Source organism: Colwellia sp. BRX8-7 (assembly GCF_014077275.1).
Classification (GTDB): Bacteria; Pseudomonadota; Gammaproteobacteria; order Enterobacterales; family Alteromonadaceae; genus Colwellia_A.
In genome coordinates this window covers 162,991-180,338 of sequence record NZ_JACGVP010000006.1, presented here as the reverse complement: position 1 = coordinate 180,338, position 17,348 = coordinate 162,991, and the positions used below count along the sequence as shown (strand labels likewise).

General features: G+C 37.2%; 19 protein-coding genes. 12 read left to right on the top strand and 7 right to left on the bottom strand.

The window, feature by feature from the left end; genetic code table 11:
- Positions 1 to 178: 178 nt before the first annotated feature.
- The gene (locus tag H4J57_RS07905) at positions 179 to 688 is read right to left on the bottom strand and encodes a YchJ family protein (protein ID WP_182222254.1); all 510 of its coding nucleotides are present in this window, start codon (positions 686 to 688) and stop codon (positions 179 to 181) included.
- A 95-nt stretch (positions 689 to 783) separates the two neighbouring features.
- Entirely contained in the window at positions 784 to 1,275 is a 492-nt protein-coding gene (locus tag H4J57_RS07900) for a hypothetical protein (protein ID WP_182222255.1), read from the bottom strand.
- 527 nt (positions 1,276 to 1,802) lie between these two features.
- On the opposite strand from H4J57_RS07900, the gene H4J57_RS07895 reads away from it, so the two are divergent.
- Genes H4J57_RS07895 through H4J57_RS07870 form a run of 6 tightly spaced genes read left to right on the top strand, consistent with a single transcriptional unit; the run spans position 1,803 to position 6,525 of the window.
- The gene (locus tag H4J57_RS07895; protein ID WP_182215775.1) at positions 1,803 to 2,462 is read left to right on the top strand and encodes a response regulator; all 660 of its coding nucleotides are present in this window, start codon (positions 1,803 to 1,805) and stop codon (positions 2,460 to 2,462) included.
- A complete protein-coding gene (locus tag H4J57_RS07890; protein WP_182222256.1) occupies positions 2,462 to 3,877 on the top strand; it encodes an ATP-binding protein in 1,416 nt (471 codons plus the stop codon). The genes H4J57_RS07895 and H4J57_RS07890 overlap by 1 nt, the downstream gene beginning before the upstream one ends.
- A 32-nt stretch (positions 3,878 to 3,909) precedes the next feature.
- On the top strand, positions 3,910 to 4,284 hold the full coding sequence (locus H4J57_RS07885) for a cupredoxin domain-containing protein (protein ID WP_182215869.1): 375 nt from the start codon (positions 3,910 to 3,912) through the stop codon (positions 4,282 to 4,284).
- A complete protein-coding gene (locus tag H4J57_RS07880) occupies positions 4,284 to 5,081 on the top strand; it encodes a hypothetical protein (protein ID WP_182215778.1) in 798 nt (265 codons plus the stop codon). The genes H4J57_RS07885 and H4J57_RS07880 overlap by 1 nt, the downstream gene beginning before the upstream one ends.
- Positions 5,078 to 5,782, top strand: a complete 705-nt coding sequence (locus H4J57_RS07875) for a hypothetical protein (protein WP_182215780.1) — start codon at positions 5,078 to 5,080, stop codon at positions 5,780 to 5,782. The genes H4J57_RS07880 and H4J57_RS07875 overlap by 4 nt, the downstream gene beginning before the upstream one ends.
- The gene (locus H4J57_RS07870) at positions 5,782 to 6,525 is read left to right on the top strand and encodes a DUF1461 domain-containing protein (protein WP_182215782.1); all 744 of its coding nucleotides are present in this window, start codon (positions 5,782 to 5,784) and stop codon (positions 6,523 to 6,525) included. The genes H4J57_RS07875 and H4J57_RS07870 overlap by 1 nt, the downstream gene beginning before the upstream one ends.
- A 206-nt stretch (positions 6,526 to 6,731) precedes the next feature.
- On the opposite strand, the gene H4J57_RS07865 is transcribed toward H4J57_RS07870, so the two are convergent.
- The 5 genes from H4J57_RS07865 to H4J57_RS07845 all read right to left on the bottom strand — a co-directional run bounded on the left by H4J57_RS07865 (position 6,732) and on the right by H4J57_RS07845 (position 10,474).
- Positions 6,732 to 7,133 carry a lysozyme inhibitor LprI family protein gene (locus tag H4J57_RS07865; RefSeq protein WP_182215784.1) on the bottom strand — a complete coding sequence of 134 codons (402 nt, stop codon included), beginning with the start codon at positions 7,131 to 7,133 and terminating at the stop codon, positions 6,732 to 6,734.
- Between the two features lie 71 nt (positions 7,134 to 7,204).
- The gene (locus H4J57_RS07860) at positions 7,205 to 7,507 is read right to left on the bottom strand and encodes a YciI family protein (protein WP_182215786.1); all 303 of its coding nucleotides are present in this window, start codon (positions 7,505 to 7,507) and stop codon (positions 7,205 to 7,207) included.
- 42 nt (positions 7,508 to 7,549) lie between these two features.
- The gene (locus tag H4J57_RS07855; protein ID WP_182215788.1) at positions 7,550 to 8,116 is read right to left on the bottom strand and encodes a septation protein A; all 567 of its coding nucleotides are present in this window, start codon (positions 8,114 to 8,116) and stop codon (positions 7,550 to 7,552) included.
- A gap of 166 nt (positions 8,117 to 8,282) precedes the next feature.
- Positions 8,283 to 9,515 (bottom strand): Xaa-Pro peptidase family protein, encoded by a 1,233-nt coding sequence (locus H4J57_RS07850; protein WP_182242490.1) that lies wholly within the window; start codon positions 9,513 to 9,515, stop codon positions 8,283 to 8,285.
- A gap of 131 nt (positions 9,516 to 9,646) precedes the next feature.
- Positions 9,647 to 10,474 carry a tetratricopeptide repeat protein gene (locus H4J57_RS07845; protein WP_182242456.1) on the bottom strand — a complete coding sequence of 276 codons (828 nt, stop codon included), beginning with the start codon at positions 10,472 to 10,474 and terminating at the stop codon, positions 9,647 to 9,649.
- Positions 10,475 to 10,705: 231 nt separating this feature from the next.
- Here H4J57_RS07845 and H4J57_RS07840 point away from each other — a divergent pair, with 231 nt between their 5' ends.
- The 6 genes from H4J57_RS07840 to H4J57_RS20280 all read left to right on the top strand — a co-directional run bounded on the left by H4J57_RS07840 (position 10,706) and on the right by H4J57_RS20280 (position 17,337).
- On the top strand, positions 10,706 to 10,981 hold the full coding sequence (locus H4J57_RS07840; RefSeq protein WP_182215791.1) for a lipid asymmetry maintenance protein MlaB: 276 nt from the start codon (positions 10,706 to 10,708) through the stop codon (positions 10,979 to 10,981).
- Between the two features lie 78 nt (positions 10,982 to 11,059).
- Positions 11,060 to 11,422: a response regulator gene (locus H4J57_RS07835; RefSeq protein WP_070373857.1), complete on the top strand. Its 363-nt coding sequence runs from the start codon at positions 11,060 to 11,062 to the stop codon at positions 11,420 to 11,422.
- 5 nt (positions 11,423 to 11,427) lie between these two features.
- Entirely contained in the window at positions 11,428 to 13,548 is a 2,121-nt protein-coding gene (locus H4J57_RS07830; protein ID WP_182215793.1) for a chemotaxis protein CheA, read from the top strand.
- The gene (locus tag H4J57_RS07825; protein WP_182215795.1) at positions 13,548 to 14,072 is read left to right on the top strand and encodes a chemotaxis protein CheW; all 525 of its coding nucleotides are present in this window, start codon (positions 13,548 to 13,550) and stop codon (positions 14,070 to 14,072) included. The genes H4J57_RS07830 and H4J57_RS07825 overlap by 1 nt, the downstream gene beginning before the upstream one ends.
- A 15-nt stretch (positions 14,073 to 14,087) precedes the next feature.
- The gene (locus H4J57_RS07820) at positions 14,088 to 14,561 is read left to right on the top strand and encodes a chemotaxis protein CheW (protein WP_182242455.1); all 474 of its coding nucleotides are present in this window, start codon (positions 14,088 to 14,090) and stop codon (positions 14,559 to 14,561) included.
- A gap of 82 nt (positions 14,562 to 14,643) precedes the next feature.
- Entirely contained in the window at positions 14,644 to 17,337 is a 2,694-nt protein-coding gene (locus H4J57_RS20280) for a methyl-accepting chemotaxis protein (RefSeq protein ID WP_310733710.1), read from the top strand.
- Positions 17,338 to 17,348: the final 11 nt, after the last annotated feature.

Here is a 17,348-nt window from a genome sequence, read left to right as displayed (position 1 = left end):
CGTGCGTTTGTGTTGACGTTATTTGTGATTAACTTTTTCAGTTTACTGGCCTGAGCAATGTTTAAACTTGATTGTTAATTGTTGAGTTTACTTGCTACAGCATTGTCTAAATTTTTATTGCTATGACAAAAGCATCGCTGGTTTCTTTTGGGAAGAACTTGATTGTTAATTGTCGAATTTACCGGCCACAGCATTGTTTAAATTTTTTATTACTATCGCAAAAGCAAGCTTGGTTTCTTTTTGGTGCTATCAGCGCTTCATTGTTACTGACTTCACCATCTAAATATCGCCATTGCCCCTTTTCAACAACAAAGCGTGATGTTTCCTTCATCAGAAAATACTCACCTTGATGTTGGTAATAAGCCGAAAAGCAAACCGTCGGTAAGTGTTGCTCTTTATTGTCAGCGTTTACAGCATTTTGATCATTAAGCTCGGTATAATCACTGGCAGCATTAATGGTTAGTTTTAACCATTTGGTTTCTTTGGCCCATGCTGATATATCAGCGATTGATTGTAAAGCTCTGCTAGCTTGAGCATAAGTCTGATAAATATAATCAGCTGCCTCTGTTGCATAGGCGCTATAGCGAGAACGCATCAATTGCTCTGGTGATTGTGCACAGGTCTCTTGATTTATTAATAAGCAGCAGCATTGCTGAAAACTAATATTTGAACCACATGGGCATTGCATAAAGTCGACATTATTTTAGAAAAGTAGTTGATCTATTTTAGCAGAGCAAAATTTTATTTTCTGTTTTAATAACGGCAAAATCGCTTCAAACTCAATTAATGTAACAATAAAGAAGAATCCGAAAGAGTGACGTAATTTTTTAGTCGTTGCTGGTTTAAACGTTTTTGAGTTTGCTTGGTTAAAATAATGCATTGAGTTTGTCCTTTTTCTGCGAATTGAGTGAGTTGGCTTAATTGTGATTTATCTAAGGTGGCATTACACAAAATAACAGCCGAACAGTGACCTTTTTCTAAAGCATCTTTAATGGTATTTAGTGAGATATTACGTTGATGAAGATTAACTTTTAAGATTCTTTTAGGGTCTATTTTTCCTTGATCAGACAATTGCTGAAGCGGCTTCTCTTCAGGGTTTATCATCAGGATCCATTTGTTATCTAAATCATGATTTTTGAAGATTTCAGTATACTGCTGAGATAGTTCTATGGCATTAGCAATACTTCTAACATCACACCATTTGTGTTTTTTGATAGCCATAGTTGTAGTTTTTAACGCTAAGGTGTTGGTATTAATGTGATTTATTGAATTCATTTTTAAAACCTCGATATACTGTATGTATGTACAGTATATCGTTTTTGGTGTTTATTCAAGCACTTTTTATGATTAATATTAATTGATCCTACTGAAGGATCTAATGTAATAAACGCCAGTAAATGAGGGGAATAGCACCAACAGTATTGAAGATACCACTAGTATTTGTTGGCCCAATGCTATGCTAGGGGATTTTAGCGATAAACAATTGTTAGCTCTTAAGCTTTCCTTAATAAAAGTTTGTTATTTTCATTCACTGAATATTTAAGGTAAATATCCCCCTATGAATAAACAGGTCATTTGATGAATAACCGCTATTAACGTTCATTTTTTTATGGCGAATATTTCTGTAATAACCGACAATAACTTTGAGATAAAACACCTTGAGTCGTTCATACCTATGGCATTGTTAAGTCTTATCTTCACTGTTGATGGTTTTCGACCGTCAAGTATTAATAACCGGCCTTGGAAAAGGCTAGATAATATAAAAACCGTTAATAGTCATTTTAAATTGTTATAGGAAAAATATGCGCATATTGTTAGTTGAAGACGATATCCCCCTGGCTTTGGGATTGCAGCAGTCACTTCGTCATGAAGGCTTTGTTGTTAACCATGTTGATAATGGTAAAACGGCAATTTCAGCATTGTCTGTGTCAGATCAAGACTTAGTTATTCTTGATCTGGGTTTACCTGATATTGACGGATTGGAAGTGCTAAAGCGTACTCGTGATCGTAAGCTAGGTATTCCTGTTATTATTTTAACCGCAAGAGACGCGCTTGAAGATAAAGTTAAAGGCTTAGATTTTGGTGCAGATGATTACCTGGTAAAGCCTTTTGAAATTAGCGAATTGTTAGCACGCCTTCGCGTGATTGAACGGCGTTTAGGCACGGCAAAGTCGGCATTGATTATTTGCTCAGACGTGGCAATTGATACCGCAGCACATAAAATCCTTATTAAAGATGAAGAATTAAAAACGTCAAAAAAAGAGTACATGGTATTAAAAGCATTGATGGAAAATGCCGGTCGAATCCAATCTCGGGAACAAATTGAATCGCGTTTATATGAATGGGGAGAAGAAGTGGCCAGTAATGCTGTTGAGGTACATATACACAACTTAAGAAAAAAATTGCCAGAACAATTTATAAAAACAGTCAGAGGCGTTGGTTATACGGTTAATAAAACCTAATGTCGATTCGTCGCTACTTAGTCCTTATTTTACTATCCATCATCACTTTGATGACATTTTTTGCTGCCATACAGGGCTATAAAGCCAGTATGGAACAAGCAACTAGCTTATTTGATGAGCAATTAGTTATCGTCGGTAAAACCTTGTTAGCGACCTCTGCGACTCTTTCTGACAAGGGTGCCGAAAATCGATTAAGTGCAGCAACAGTGGTCCCTTCTAACCATATTGCTTATCAAGTCTTTAGCAATAATACTTTATTACTACGCACAGATAATGCTCCTGAACAGTCAATTACTGAGTTACCTGCAGGGTTTACGGACCTTAATTTTATTGGACAGCGTTGGCGAGTATATATAGAAACATCAACAAACGAACAGGCGCAAAGAAGTCAATTAAGAGTGCTGGTTGCCCAACCGCTTGAACAAAGATTTTCACTGGCTGAACAAGTTATATTATCTGCTGTGACTCCTATTATTTTAGTTATCCCTTTGATTGCCTTGTTTATTTTTATGGCGATTCGTCAAGGCTTAAAGCCGTTAACTGTTTTGCGCCGAGAATTGTCAGAAAAGAAAATTAATGACTTATCAAAGCTTTCTAGTGAGACATCAACAAAAGAACTACAACCGGTTATTCAGACACTAAATCTGTTATTTGAACGCTTGTCGGCAGCTTTTTCAAGGGAACGTTATTTTGCTTCTGACGCCGCTCATGAATTAAGAACGCCGTTAAGTGTGCTCAAAATTAATGTTCACAATTTACAAATAACCCAAAGTGAAAACCTTGACAGCACCGGGCAGGCTTCGTTAATGCAATTAGGTCAAAGTGTTGACCGAATGGCTCATGTTGTCGATCAAATATTAACGTTAAATCGTACTAATCCTGATCAACTCACCATGGCAGTCACTAAGCTTGAATTACAAGGATTGTTGCAACAAGTGATCAGCGACTTATACCCTGAAATATTGCAGCATCAGCATGATATTTCGTTAGAAAGTGAAGCCCAAATTATTTATGCTAATGAATTTGCTTTATTGACCTTAGTGAAAAATTTAATTGGTAATGCCTGTAAATATACTCCTAAAGGCGGGCATATTTTGGTAAAAACGTTGATTGATGAAGACAGTTTCACCCTGATTGTTGAAGATTCTGGCCCCGGTATTGACTCCAGCGAATACCAGCGAGTTTTCGATCGTTTTTATCGTGTGGGTGGAGATAGCCATCACTCTACTGTGGTAGGATGTGGCTTAGGTTTAGCGATTGTTCAGCATATTGTTAAATTACATCATGCGAGTATTATTTTAGCAAAATCGACGAAATTAGGTGGCCTTAGCGTGTCAGTAAGGTTTCCACAAAAGACTCAAGCGATTGACTTACATTTACATCAGTTTGAACAAGAATGGGAGGACAATAAGTGAAAGCACCTGCTATTTTTATAAAAAAAACCAGCATTATTAGCCTCTTTATCTCTTTAATCTTTAGCCCAAGTGTCTGGGCTGAACGAGCTGAGTATGTCGTAGAATTGAAAGATCATTTGTTTTTTCCTGCGGTTATAAAAATTCCACCAAACAAAAAAGTTAAACTTGTTATTTATAATCGAGATACAACCCCTGAAGAGTTTGACAGTTTTGACTTAAATCGAGAAAAGGTTATTTTCCCCCATAAAAGAGCGGTGATTTTTATTGGTCCATTACCCGAAGGAAAATATAACTTTTTTGGTGAGTTTAATCCTAATAGTGCCAAAGGGACCATTATCGTTACCCCGTTGCCTGAGCGTAAAAAAGCAAGTAAAGCTACTGTTCAAAACATAACAGGAGGTGCTTAATGTTAATTAATACCGTGCTTTTGTTTTTGAGTAACAGTTTAGTTATTTTTATGGTGTTAGCCTTGTTGTTATCGATTAAAAATAAGTTTCAACTCTGTGGTCTTACCCTTATAAGTGGTGCGCTATTGGGTATTTTGTTTATGTTACTACTTTGGATTTATATCGATGTGATCAGCCAAATGTTTGATGATACCGGGCTTGAATGGTTCTATGCGAGTATACATGTTCTTGTATATATTCTAATTTTACATTTTATTCATCGCTCCCATATCAGCGTTAGTACCGCCAATAACAGTCAGCTATCTTGGTATGCTGGCGCAATACTCGCGTTAGTTATTATGCTACAGGGTACTAACTTCCTCATTTACTTTATTGGATATTGGTCGCAAACCGATATGGTTAATTCACTTTTTATTGGCGTTGTTTTAGGAACAGGAATTTGTATTAGTATCAGTATACTATTGTACTTTTTTTGCTTGTTTCTCAATGAGCGTTTGTATGGTCGAAGCACCGAAATTATTTTTGTTTTCTTTGCTTGTGGTTTATTTAATAAAACCAGCGATTTATTACTACAAATTGATTTTTTACCCAGTAGTCGTATGATTTTTGATGTTAATTTTATTGTTAGAGAAAAGTCTGAATTAGGACATTTTTTGAAAGCTTTATTTGGTTACGATGCAAGCCCAACCCTATTACAAATTGGACTTTATCTTTGCGCTTTATTTATCGCACTTTATTGGTGTCAGTTTCCCCAAAAACTTTGGCGGATCCCTCGCTTTAAGCAGGTTGTATCATGAAAAAAATATTTTATGTTTTAACGTTACTCTTGTACAACCTTTACAGCGTTATTGCTTTTGCTGATGGGGTAGTGGTGGATAAAGTGTATCATCCGTACGTGTTACCCAATGAAAAAGAAGTTGAATGGCGGTTACTGTCTCACCAAACGGAAAAGACCAATGACTTAGCGCAGCGCTTTGCCTACGGGCAGTCTGTACTTGACAACCTGATGGTAGAGTTTTATATCGTTGGCGAACGCGATATTGATGGAAATTTTGGTTTATCTGCTTACGAAATAGAAACCCGTTGGATGCTAACGGAGCAAGGTCAGTATTGGGCGGATTGGGGCATGCTTTTTGAATTTGAAAAAGAACATAATAAAGACAGTTGGGAAGTGACTTCAGGCTTGCTGTTTGAGAAAGAAATAGGGCGGACCAGTTTAAGTATTAATGCATTTTTGATTTACGAGTGGGGAAATGACATTAAAAATGAAATAGAAATGGAGTTTCGCGCTCAGTATCGTTATCGCTGGCTACCGCAATTTCAACCCGCAATTGAGTTATATTCAGGTGAAGATTATGTCGGTATTGGTCCAGCTTTCATGGGAATTCAACGCTTTGACCGACAAAAGCAGTTGAAATGGGAACTCGCCTTTATCACTGGACTGAATGGCGAAAGCAAAGATCATATTTTGCGCGCGGCTATTGAGTTTGAATTTTAATGAACCGCATTTTACCACTAAATAGACGCCACTCAGCGACCTTCTTATGGCTATGTTGTTGTTGTTTCTTATTGCTTTTTTCGCTGGGGCTAAGTTGGCAAGTCAATAAAAGTGTTAATTTTTTTTATAAGTTTTGGTACTCACCATTAAATATTGAACAAACGATAAAAACTTATGCACCACAGAATACACAAGGTAAACAGGACTTTGCCCAGACAAGTCGTGAGCAACATTTACAAAGCTTTAACGAAATAGTTGATGAAATTCATAATAACGGCGAGGGTCTGGCAAGGTTAAGTTATCTCAATAACGATAACCAGCGTCGCGCTTTACTGACCAAACCTGAGGTCGTACATTTACAAGATGTCAGTGTTTTAATTAACCAATTACGTACAATATCAGTGATTAATGTCTTATTACTACTGATTACGATTGCTGGTGTATCTCGTTTCAAACAGCCAAAGCCAGCTAAAAAAGAGCGCTATATGGCGGTAATTATTCCCACTTTTTTATTTATAGCTGTGTTTTCACTGTTTGGTTTTACCGATGTCTTTTACTATCTGCATACGGTGGTCTTTCCTGATAATCATCAATGGTTTTTTTATTATCAAGAGTCATTAATGAGTAGCCTAATGAAAGCACCCGACTTATTTGCTGCAATAGCATTGTCGCTCAGTGTTATCGCAGCGGGGATTTATATGTTAATTTATCGATTATTAATGACAAAAATCTTTAGCAGCTAATCGTGTTCGTCGGTGCGTTGACAGGTTATATATGGAATAAATGATGATGAGCATTGAAGTGAATTGTTTGAAAGTCAGTAACTAAAAGCAAGTTTTGGCGAGCATAAAATCATCAATGTTCAGACGATTACCGCTGGTGGTAAGGCGGGTTATATTTCAGCCAAGCAACTGTTTATATAACAGTGTACTGGGCTGAAATAGTAGTACTAGGGGTTAATTGATTCTAATTCTTTAATACGGCTTTGACTCACTAAAATATAACACTTCTTGTAGGCAGAAGCCGCACCCGTTCCCGGTGAAATAGCAAGGTACTGCCATCGACAGTCATTTTCTCTAAAGGTAATAAAATTACGTTGTGAGCGTTTAAACATGTTTAATGCCGCTTTTCTTCCGGTTACAGAGGCAAACTCTTCAAGGATGAACACTTGATTGTTTATCCATGTTTGTAACTCTCTATCTACCGCTTGTTTAACTATGTCTAGACAGCCTGATAAGCCTGAGGTTGTTTTTTGGGTCAGCTCACATTCATCAATAGACTTTTTTGCGTAGCTAACATTGGATAAAAAACAAAGGGCTAAGGTTAAACAATAGAAAGAAGTTTTGCTCATGATACTTTTCATTATATTTATAAGTTTATAGTTAATCATCGGATCATAGGTAAAGTAATAATAGCTCAACTTTATGCGGGTAGTACTTTTTTATAAGGTTTTACGGTCACTTTTTTATAAACACCCGCGCCAATATAAGGGTCTTTATCTGCCCATACTTGGGCTTGCGTTAAACTATCAAATTCAGCAACGATAAGCGAACCTGTAAAGCCTGCATCACCAGGGTTTTCATTATCGATTGCGGGACAAGGGCCTGCCATTAATAATCGCCCTTGGTCTTGTAATTCTCGTAAACGTGCTAAATGTTGCTCACGTACTGACATTCTTAAAGCTAAACTATTTTCTACGTCTTCTGAATAAATAAGATAAAACATGTCGTTTCCATAAAGTTTGAGGATTATATATAGATTAAGTGATTACTTTTTTTCTTCAATTGGTCTGTCACTTTCTTCATCATCATCGGGTAAATGTTTTGATAATAATAAAATTGAGGCGATTGAAAAAACAAACATTAAGCCGGTTAAACCGAATACTTTAAAGTTGACCCAAGTGTCTTGGTCAAAATTAAAAGCGACGTATAAATTTAATATCGCGCAAAATGTGAAAAAGAGCGCCCAAGCTAAGTTTAATTTACGCCAAATATTCTCAGGTAAAGTTAATGACTCATCGAGGAAGTCTTTGATGATGTTTTTATTAAAAATCTTATCACTGACCATAAGTGCGATTGCAAACAATAAATTGATGATGGTGACTTTCCATTTGAGAAAAGTATCGTCATGTAAAAATATTGTTAGCCCACCAAACACCGCAATAAGGACAAAAAATATTAAGGTACGTTTAGGGATGGGTTCTTTTTTGTAAAGATAGTAAATTATTTGCGCGGCGCCAAGGATAATTAAAGCGCCAGTTGCCCAATATATATCAACAAATTTATAAACAATAAAAAAAACAACGAGGGGGAGATATTCAAACAGAGCGTGCATAGTATTAAATCTCCAACCAACCTTCGTTTATAAGTGAGTTAATTCTACTCAATGCTTAAGCATTAGCCAAACAATTATTTGGCTAATGTGAACTAATAACGTGAAATACAAGCGAAAACGTTACAAATTATTAACTGAAAGGATTAACTTTTTTAATTAAAATTAACTAACCCTTCATTAATCCGAACGGGTCATCGATAGAATATGATGGTTCAGTAAACCATTTTGCTCCATGCTCACTCATATAAAAATGATCTTCTAGGCGAACACCAAATTCGTCTGGTACCACTAACATCGGTTCATTAGAGAAACACATACCTACCGACAAGGGGGTTTTATCACTGCGAACTAGATAAGGCCATTCATGAATATCTAAACCTATGCCGTGGCCGGTTCTGTGGGGACAACCCGGTGTTTGATAATCAGGTCCCATTGCTTGGCTGGCTAAATAATCGCGAGCGGCAATATCAACATCACCACAAGGTACGCCAAGTATTGCTGCGTTAAATGCACTTGCTTGGGCATTTTTTTCAATCAACCACATTTGACGCTGACGTGGGTTAGCTTCACCAAAAACATAGGTTCTGGTGATATCTGAATTGTATCCTTCTAACTGACAACCGGTATCAATAAGCACTATATCGTTAATGTCTAAAGTTTTTGGGTTTTTTACCCCGTGTGGAAAAGATGAATCTTCACCAAAGAGCACAATACAAAAGTAAGATCCTGCAGCGGCGCCAACCTTTATGTGGGCTTGATTGATAAAGTCAGTAACTTCTTGCGTACTGATCCCCTGATATAATATTTTAGCGACGGCTTGATGTACTGCCATCGTCATATTTTTAGCCTGTTGTAGCAACGCTATTTCAGCTAACGATTTTTCACTACGACAACCAGCCGTAATTGCTTTTGCATTGATCAGTTGGTAATTGTTTGGGCTACTGTCGGCACATTGTTTAATACCATCAGCAATGAAGAATGCGGTTGACTCGTCAAGCGCAATATTGCCTGAGTCAATCCCCATATTTTTTAAGGTTTCAATAAATAATTGATAAGGATTTTCATGTTCTTGCCAACCATTAACTTTACCTTTAATGGTCATATACTGACGTAAGGTATTGACCTCAAAGAAGGGGGTAATGTATTGAATGTCGCCTTGCTGTGGGATTATTGCCCCAACCATACGTTCACTGGCATACCATTTTGTGCCCGTAAAATAATAGAGGTTAGTGCCAGCATCTAAGTAAGTTGCCTCAATATTATTATCTTTCATTAATTGCTGAGCTTTAGCGATACGTAACTGAAACTCGTTTGAAGAAATAGGCTCAACATCGCCGGTCATATTGTTAAGTTTGGCTAGCTCTGTTTGTGCATCAGAGCCTCCTACACCTATAGTCATTTTTTGTGTCATTAGCGTCCCAAAAGTAATGTATATTATTTCGTTATTATGACATGAATTATTGATTTTATACAATATACATTGCTAAAGTGGCTATTTTTACATGTTATAAAAGCCAAGTTATCGCGCTATTAATATTTAAGGAATATTGGGTCTGCTGATAGATTAAGTGCCTGTAAGTAAAGCTCAGGGTTATTGTCTTGAAAAAACTTTACCCGAGCAACCGCTTGCGGTAGATCTTGATTTGCCGCATGAATAAGCCAGGCAAGTCCAAGGCCATGATCTTCTTCTGTGCCTTCAGCTAAGAAAAAAGCACGGCCCATCGCGCCCATCGCTTTTGCATGACCAAGCTTTGCCGCTTGTTCAAACAATTGAAACGCTTGTTCAACATCGCCAGACTGTCTTTTTATGAGAGCTTTATCAAACAAGTCGTTATCACTTTCGCTTAAAGGCGAAGTCGTTATGTCGGGCTCATTATTTAACTCATTTTGCCGTTGCTGTTTAAAGGGGTCATCAACAGCTTTGTTATGGTGAGTTTCTAAGTATAAGTCTTCAATAAGCTCGCTGTTTTCATCTTCGTCGTCAGAAAAAATATCTTTAATGTCTATGTCTTTTCTTTTTTCAGTTAACAAACAACTCATCACTGCATCATAGCGGCCATTAAGCTGCTCTATAGTTTGTTGTTGTTTACTGATTTGTTTTTTGTAATAGCTTGCATCTTCAGTTAATTGTTTGATATGAGCATTTTGTTGGTCAAGATGTTTTTGATGAGACTGCTTTAAGTTATCAATGTTTGATTGATTAGCGAGATCAATTCTTAATTGTTGGCTATGACTATATTTTTCGAATCGCTCTAATACACCTTGAACACTCTGCTCGTAGTTAGTTTTCATTTTTTCAAACCAACGAAATATTTGGCTGGGCACTTTTTGATTATCTTCTGGCATAGCTGTTCTCAAAACATATCCTTTTTTTAACCATAATAATTGTAAACAGGGAAAGCAATATATTCATTACGAAAGCTCACTTTATTTATGTGTATTTAAAATAAAAAGCAATAAATTTATGCTAAATACCTAAAAAATGGCGGGTTTCTATTAAAATAAACTTGCAGTTAATTTTTTATGGTTTATCTTTATTGCTAAGAATTCTATTTTTATACGAATTTATACGAATTTATAAGGGATTAAATGTTCATATTACCGGCTCTGTTAACCATTGCTCAAGTGGATGACTGTAAAAATCAGTTACTCGATGAAATTGCTAAAAATGATGTTATAACTTTTGACGACAGCGCTGTTACCCATATAGATACCGTTGGTGTGCAATTATTATTAGCGGCGGTAACCTACATCGCAGCACAAAATAAAGTACTCAATTGGAATTCTACCTCCCGTGTTATTCAAGAAAGCGTTAAGCAATTAGGGCTTAATGAAGCCATTTTAAATCAATATCTAAATGCTTAGAATCAATTTTTTAGTGAGATATCCTCTAAATATTATTAAGCTTTTGCTGTTTATATTTACCTTAAAAAGGAAATACCTATGACCAAAATTTTGGTTGTTGATGATTCTAACTCTATTCGCGATATGGTTAGTTTTACATTAAAAAGTGCCGGTTATGAAACCGTTGAAGCAAGAGACGGACAAGAAGGTTTGAGCAAAGCTCAGGGTGGGGCGTTTGACTTAGTGATCTCTGACGTAAATATGCCGATTATGGATGGTATTACTTTATGCGAAGAGTTACGTAAGTTACCTCCTTTTAAGTTTACTCCTATTTTGATGCTAACGACCGAAAGTTCTGGTGATATGAAAATGCGTGGCAAGGCAGCTGGTGCGACCGGATGGTTAGTTAAACCTTTTAATCCTGAAAAATTATTAGCAACCATTAAACGGGTTGTTAGGTAGCTATTATGAGCGTAGATCTCACACAGTTTATTCCAAGCTTTTTAGAAGAAAGTTTTGAAGGTCTCGAATTAATGGAGTCGAGCTTGCTAAATTTAGAGCAAGGTGATGATGAAACGATTAATTCAATATTTCGTGCTGCCCATTCCATTAAAGGAGGTGCTGGTACTTTTGGCTTTAATCATGTCACAGAGTTCACCCACTTGGTTGAAACACTTCTTGATGAAATGCGTGATGGCAGGCGTAATATTGAACAAGATGACGTTGAATTATTATTAGAGTCTGTTGACTGTATGCGCTTGTTAATTGAGGCAATAAGAGATGAACAAGAGTGTGATAGTGAAAAAATAGCTGAAAACTCAACGCGCTTAGAGGAAACATTAGCCTCAAGTGGCAATGGGAATACTGAAGCACTACTGATAAATGTTGATGACACCACGGACAATAACAATGATATAACAAGGTGGCAGATAAAATTTATACCAGAGCATCATTTAGTGCAAACCGGTAATGATCCTCTACTCCTCTTTAATGCCTTGGCTGATTTAGGAGAAATTTCTTTAGTGGCTGATGCTAAAGACCTACCAGCATTAAGTGATATTGATGCCGAAGAACTCTATTTAAGTTGGCAGTTAACATTGTGCTCAAATGCCAGTGAAGCGGATATAAAAGAAGTCTTTGAATGGGTTGAAGATGAATGTGAATTAATTATTACCAAAGAAGATCACATCCCAGAAGTCAACGTTGAAGAGGTGATTGAAGCCAATACCCTTGACGAGTCAAGCCAAGATGAAGCGGCTAATATAACAACGCCAATCGAAGACAGCTTTCCTGAGCCTACACCAAAAAACACCCCAGATAAGCCAGCAGGTAAGTCTAAAAATGATCTCGGCTCTATTCGAGTCGGTGTTGATAAAGTTGATAGTTTAATTAACCTGGTTGGTGAATTAGTTATTACTCAATCTATGCTGTCTGAGTTAGGCAATGATTTTGACTTATCAAAAGTTGAGCGCCTAAATGCAGGGTTGGAGCAGTTACTGCAAAATACTAAAGAATTACAAGAAAGTGTTATGCGAATTCGCATGCTACCGATTAGTTTCGTTTTTAATCGTTTTCCAAGGTTAGTACATGACCTGTCTAAAAAAACAGGAAAAGAAATTGAGCTTATTCTTAAAGGTGAGCAAACAGAACTCGATAAAACTGTTATGGAACAAATTGGCGATCCGCTGGTACATTTAGTGCGCAATGCCGTTGATCATGGTATTGAGTCTGCACAAGTTAGACTCGCTAATGGTAAGCCTGAAAAGGGTTCTATTGTGCTTAATGCCTTTCATCAAGGTGGCAGTATTTGTATTGAAATTAGTGATGATGGTGGCGGCATTGACCGCCAAGCTGTTTTTAATAAGGCACTTGAAAAAGGCCTCGTTGATGAAAAAACCACCTTGTCTGATAGCCAAGTTTTTGATTTACTTTTTGAACCTGGATTTTCTACTGCTAAAGAAGTCAGTGATATTTCTGGTCGTGGCGTCGGTATGGATGTGGTAAAAAAGAATATTCAATCATTAGGTGGACGAATACAAGTCGAGTCTGAACAAGGCAAGGGGAGTACCTTTCGGGTAAACCTACCCCTTACCTTAGCGATACTTGATGGTCAGTTAGTTCGGGTGGGTAAGGAAGTTTATATCATTCCTTTAATTACTATTGTTGAATCTCTGCAGCCACAAAAAGAGCTTATTAATCGTGTTTCAGGTGACATGCTGCTTTATCGACTCAGGGAAGATAATGTACCGGTTATCCCTATTTATCAGTTATTTAATATTCCTTGTGAATTTGAACATATCGAAAGTTGTTTGTTGGTTGTGGTTGAAGCAGACGGACAAAAAATTGGTTTAATGGTTGATGATTTACTTGCCCAGCAGCAAGTCGTCATTAAGAGCTTAAATGATAATTATCAACAAGTTCAAGGTGTCTCAGGAGCCACTATTTTGGGTGACGGTTCTGTGGCTATGATTCTTGATGTACCAGGTATTATTGAAATGGCGTTAACAAAAGCACAAATAAATCAACACCACCAGTCAAGTGTTCAATCTCAAATTACCCAGTCAATATCGACAGGAGTGAACACTTAATGGATATTCAAATGTTAGCAGCAGAGGTGCCAGTTGAGGGAGAGTATTCCTTAGAGGGCATCGACTTTATAACCAGTGGTGACCAATACCTCACTTTTTTATTAGCAGATGAACAATATGCGGTTGATATTTTATGTGTCGAAGAAATACGTAGTTGGGAAAACCCAACCCGCATCCCTAATTCACCTTGTTATATTAAAGGGGTTATAAATATGCGCGGTATTATTGTACCGATAGTTGATCTACGAATGAAATTTAATATCGGTAGTGCTATTTATTGTGAAACAACGGTAGTGATTGTTTTAACTGTGGAAACCGAAGACAAAACGCGCACTATAGGTTTTGTGGTTGACGCCGTCTCTGATGTGCTCAATGTAGAAGCTAGCGATATAAAACCTGCCCCAGCATTTGGTGGCTATGTACCACAAAATTACTTACAAGGTTTAGTAAATGTTGGCGAAAATGTTGTCATTTTACTCAATGTTAACGTTTTACAAGAAATTGAAAAACATCAGTTAATATAAATAAAGGAAGATACCATGGAACAAGAGCAAGAATATCTCACCTTTATGTTAAATGGCGAAGAGTATGGTGTTGATATTTTATGCGTACAAGAAATACGCGTGTGGAGTTCAGTTACTGAGTTACCGAACAAGCCAAATTATATCAAAGGGGTCATTAACTTACGTGGCATTATTGTACCTATCATAGATTTACGCCAGCGTTTTGGTCAACAACCGCTCGCATATAATGAGCAAACAGTGACCATTATTTTACGAAAGCCAAATAGTCAAAAAAACATGGTAGTCGGTATTGTGGTCGACGCCGTATCAGAAGTGTACAAGTTTGACAAAAAATCAATACGGGTCCCTCCTACTTTTGGTAATAAAATAGATCGTTGTTTTTTACAGGGCTTAGTGTCAATTGACGACAGGCTTATTATTTTACTTGATAGTCATAGTTTATTAGATCAGGACGAACTCTACGACGTAGATAATCACCTAAAAAGTTAACAGCAAAACACATAGAAAGCAGCGTTAATTGTTGATAGTTATTGAATAAACGACAATCTCAATAAATAAGAGCATTAATATAATGACAGGTAAACAGATCAATTTAGTTCAGCAAAGTTGGCAAAAAATACTGACACTTTCACCCAATGTTGGCGATTTGTTTTATCAACAATTATTTGTATTACGACCGGAATTAGCGGCATTATTAAAAAATGATAAGCAAGATAAAATCCAGGCTAATAAAGACTTTATCTGTTTATTAAGCCAAGAAATAAATTTATTACAGCCAATTGAACTGACTAAAGAAAAAGTTAATACATCAGTCACTATTAATGATGTTAAAAATTATCAAGCAGATGTTGAAAATGCCTTGTTGCTAGCATTAACAATGATACTAGATAAAGAGTTAAAAATTGCGCTCAAAAGAGCTTGGATCTCGACAATTAAACGTTTAGTAGGAAGCATTGTTATTGAGTTAGTGCTTAATCCTATAAAAATAAAAGATAACATTCAATCGATAGGGAAGAATACTACCATGGGTAAAGATACCGAAATTTCAGTTGAGCAGGCTAAAGAATTGCAATTTGCAGACATGTTAGCTCAGATAGAAGCGCTGAATAAAGTTCAAGCGCTAATTGAGTTTAATATGGACGGTACTATTATTACCGCCAATGAAAACTTCTTATCGACCTTAGGTTATAGCTTAGAAGAAGTGCAAGGTAAGCATCACAGTATGTTTGTCGAACATAGTTTTAAAATAAGTGAAGAATATCAAAATTTTTGGGAAAGCTTGAATCGTGGCGAGTTCGAATCAAAAACTTATAAACGCATCGCTAAAGGCGGCAGAGAAGTTTGGATACAGGCGTCTTATACCCCTATTCTTAATACAGAGGGTGTTCCTTATAAAGTGATGAAATTTGCAACGGACATTACTGAACAAAAATTAGCCAACGCAAACTTTTTAGGTCAGATCGAAGCGATAAGTAAAGCGCAAGCTGTGATTGAATTTAATATGGACGGCACAATTATCACCGCGAATGAAAACTTTTTATCAACGCTCGGCTATACCCTAGAAGAAGTAAAAGGCCAGCATCACAGCATGTTTATTGAGCCAGAGCTCAAAGGGAGTGTTGAATATAAACTCTTTTGGGAAAGCTTAAATCGCGGTGAATACGACTCAAGAGAATATAAACGCATCGGTAAAGGTGGTAAAGAAGTTTGGATACAAGCTTCTTACAATCCTATATTAGACTTAAATGATAAACCTTTTAAAGTGGTAAAATTCGCCTCAGACGTCACCAAACAAAAATTAATAAGTGCTGATTATTCTGGACAAATTGCCGCGATAAGCAAGTCACAAGCGGTGATTGAATTTAATATGGACGGAACTATTATTACCGCCAATGACAATTTTTTATCGGCGTTAGGTTATACACTTAGTGAAATACAGGGGCAACACCATAGCTTATTTGTTGAGCCTGCTCATAAGTCGACTATTGAATATCAACAATTTTGGCAAAAACTGAATCGCGGTGAATTCGACAGTGGCGAATATTTACGCATAGGCAAAGGCGGAAAAGAAGTTTGGATTCAAGCGTCTTACAACCCTATTTTAGATTTAAATGGCAAGACCATGAAAGTCGTTAAATATGCCGCAGATATCACCGGAAGAAAGCAAGCTATTGCTCAAATTAAAGAAACGTTAATGACCTTATCCGACGGTGATTTAACGCAATACATTGAAACAGAGTTGGTAGGTGAATTTAATATTATTGGCACTTCTATTAATGAATTTATTGATGTATTGAGTAATATGGTTGGTGATATTCGCAGCGCGTCAACCAATGTTTTTGATTCGGCTCGTGAACTTGCTGAAGGAAACAATGAACTTAGCCACAGAACAGAATCTCAAGCCTCTAGCCTTGAAGAAACCGCTTCTGCTATGGAAGAACTAACCAGTACTGTGCAGCAGAATGCAGAAAATGCATCTGAAGCGAGTAAGTTGTCAGCTTCGGTCATGGACAAAGCAAGTAATGGCGGCGCAGTAGTAAAAAATGCTATCACGGCGATGAGTGATATTAATAAGTCGAGTAAAAAAATTGCTGACATTATTAGTGTTATTGATGAAATTGCCTTTCAAACCAACTTGTTGGCCTTAAATGCTGCAGTTGAAGCGGCAAGAGCGGGTGAACAAGGTCGTGGTTTTGCGGTGGTTGCTGCAGAAGTTCGCAACTTAGCGCAACGTTCAGCCGGTGCCGCTAAAGAGATTAAAGGTTTAATAAACGACAGTGTTGAAGCGGTAGGTCAAGGGACTAAGTTAGTTGATGAAACCGGTCAAACTTTTACTGAATTGGTTAATGCTATTGAAGAAGTCAGTAAAATGATCAGCGATATTGACAGTGCGGGTAAAGAGCAATCGGCCGGTATTGGCGAAGTCAGTGCAGCCGTTAGCCAAATGGACGAAATGACTCAACAAAATGCTGCATTAGTCGAAGAAGCGGCAGCGTCGAGTAAGTCAATGGAAGAACAGTCACAAGCACTCCTTGATCAAGTTGCCTTCTTTAATAATGGCGAAGATGATGAACAAGAGATTCAAACCCCCGTTCGTCGCTCACAACAAACAAGTAGAAGACCAGCAAGTAGACAGCCCGCGAGTAGACAACCTACAAGTAGACAACCAACAAGAGCCTCGAGCAGACAACCAACCAGACCAGCGCCCAGAGCAAGGGTGACTAGAACCAAAACTGAATCTGATCAAGAGTGGGAAGAGTTCTAGGGCATACTATT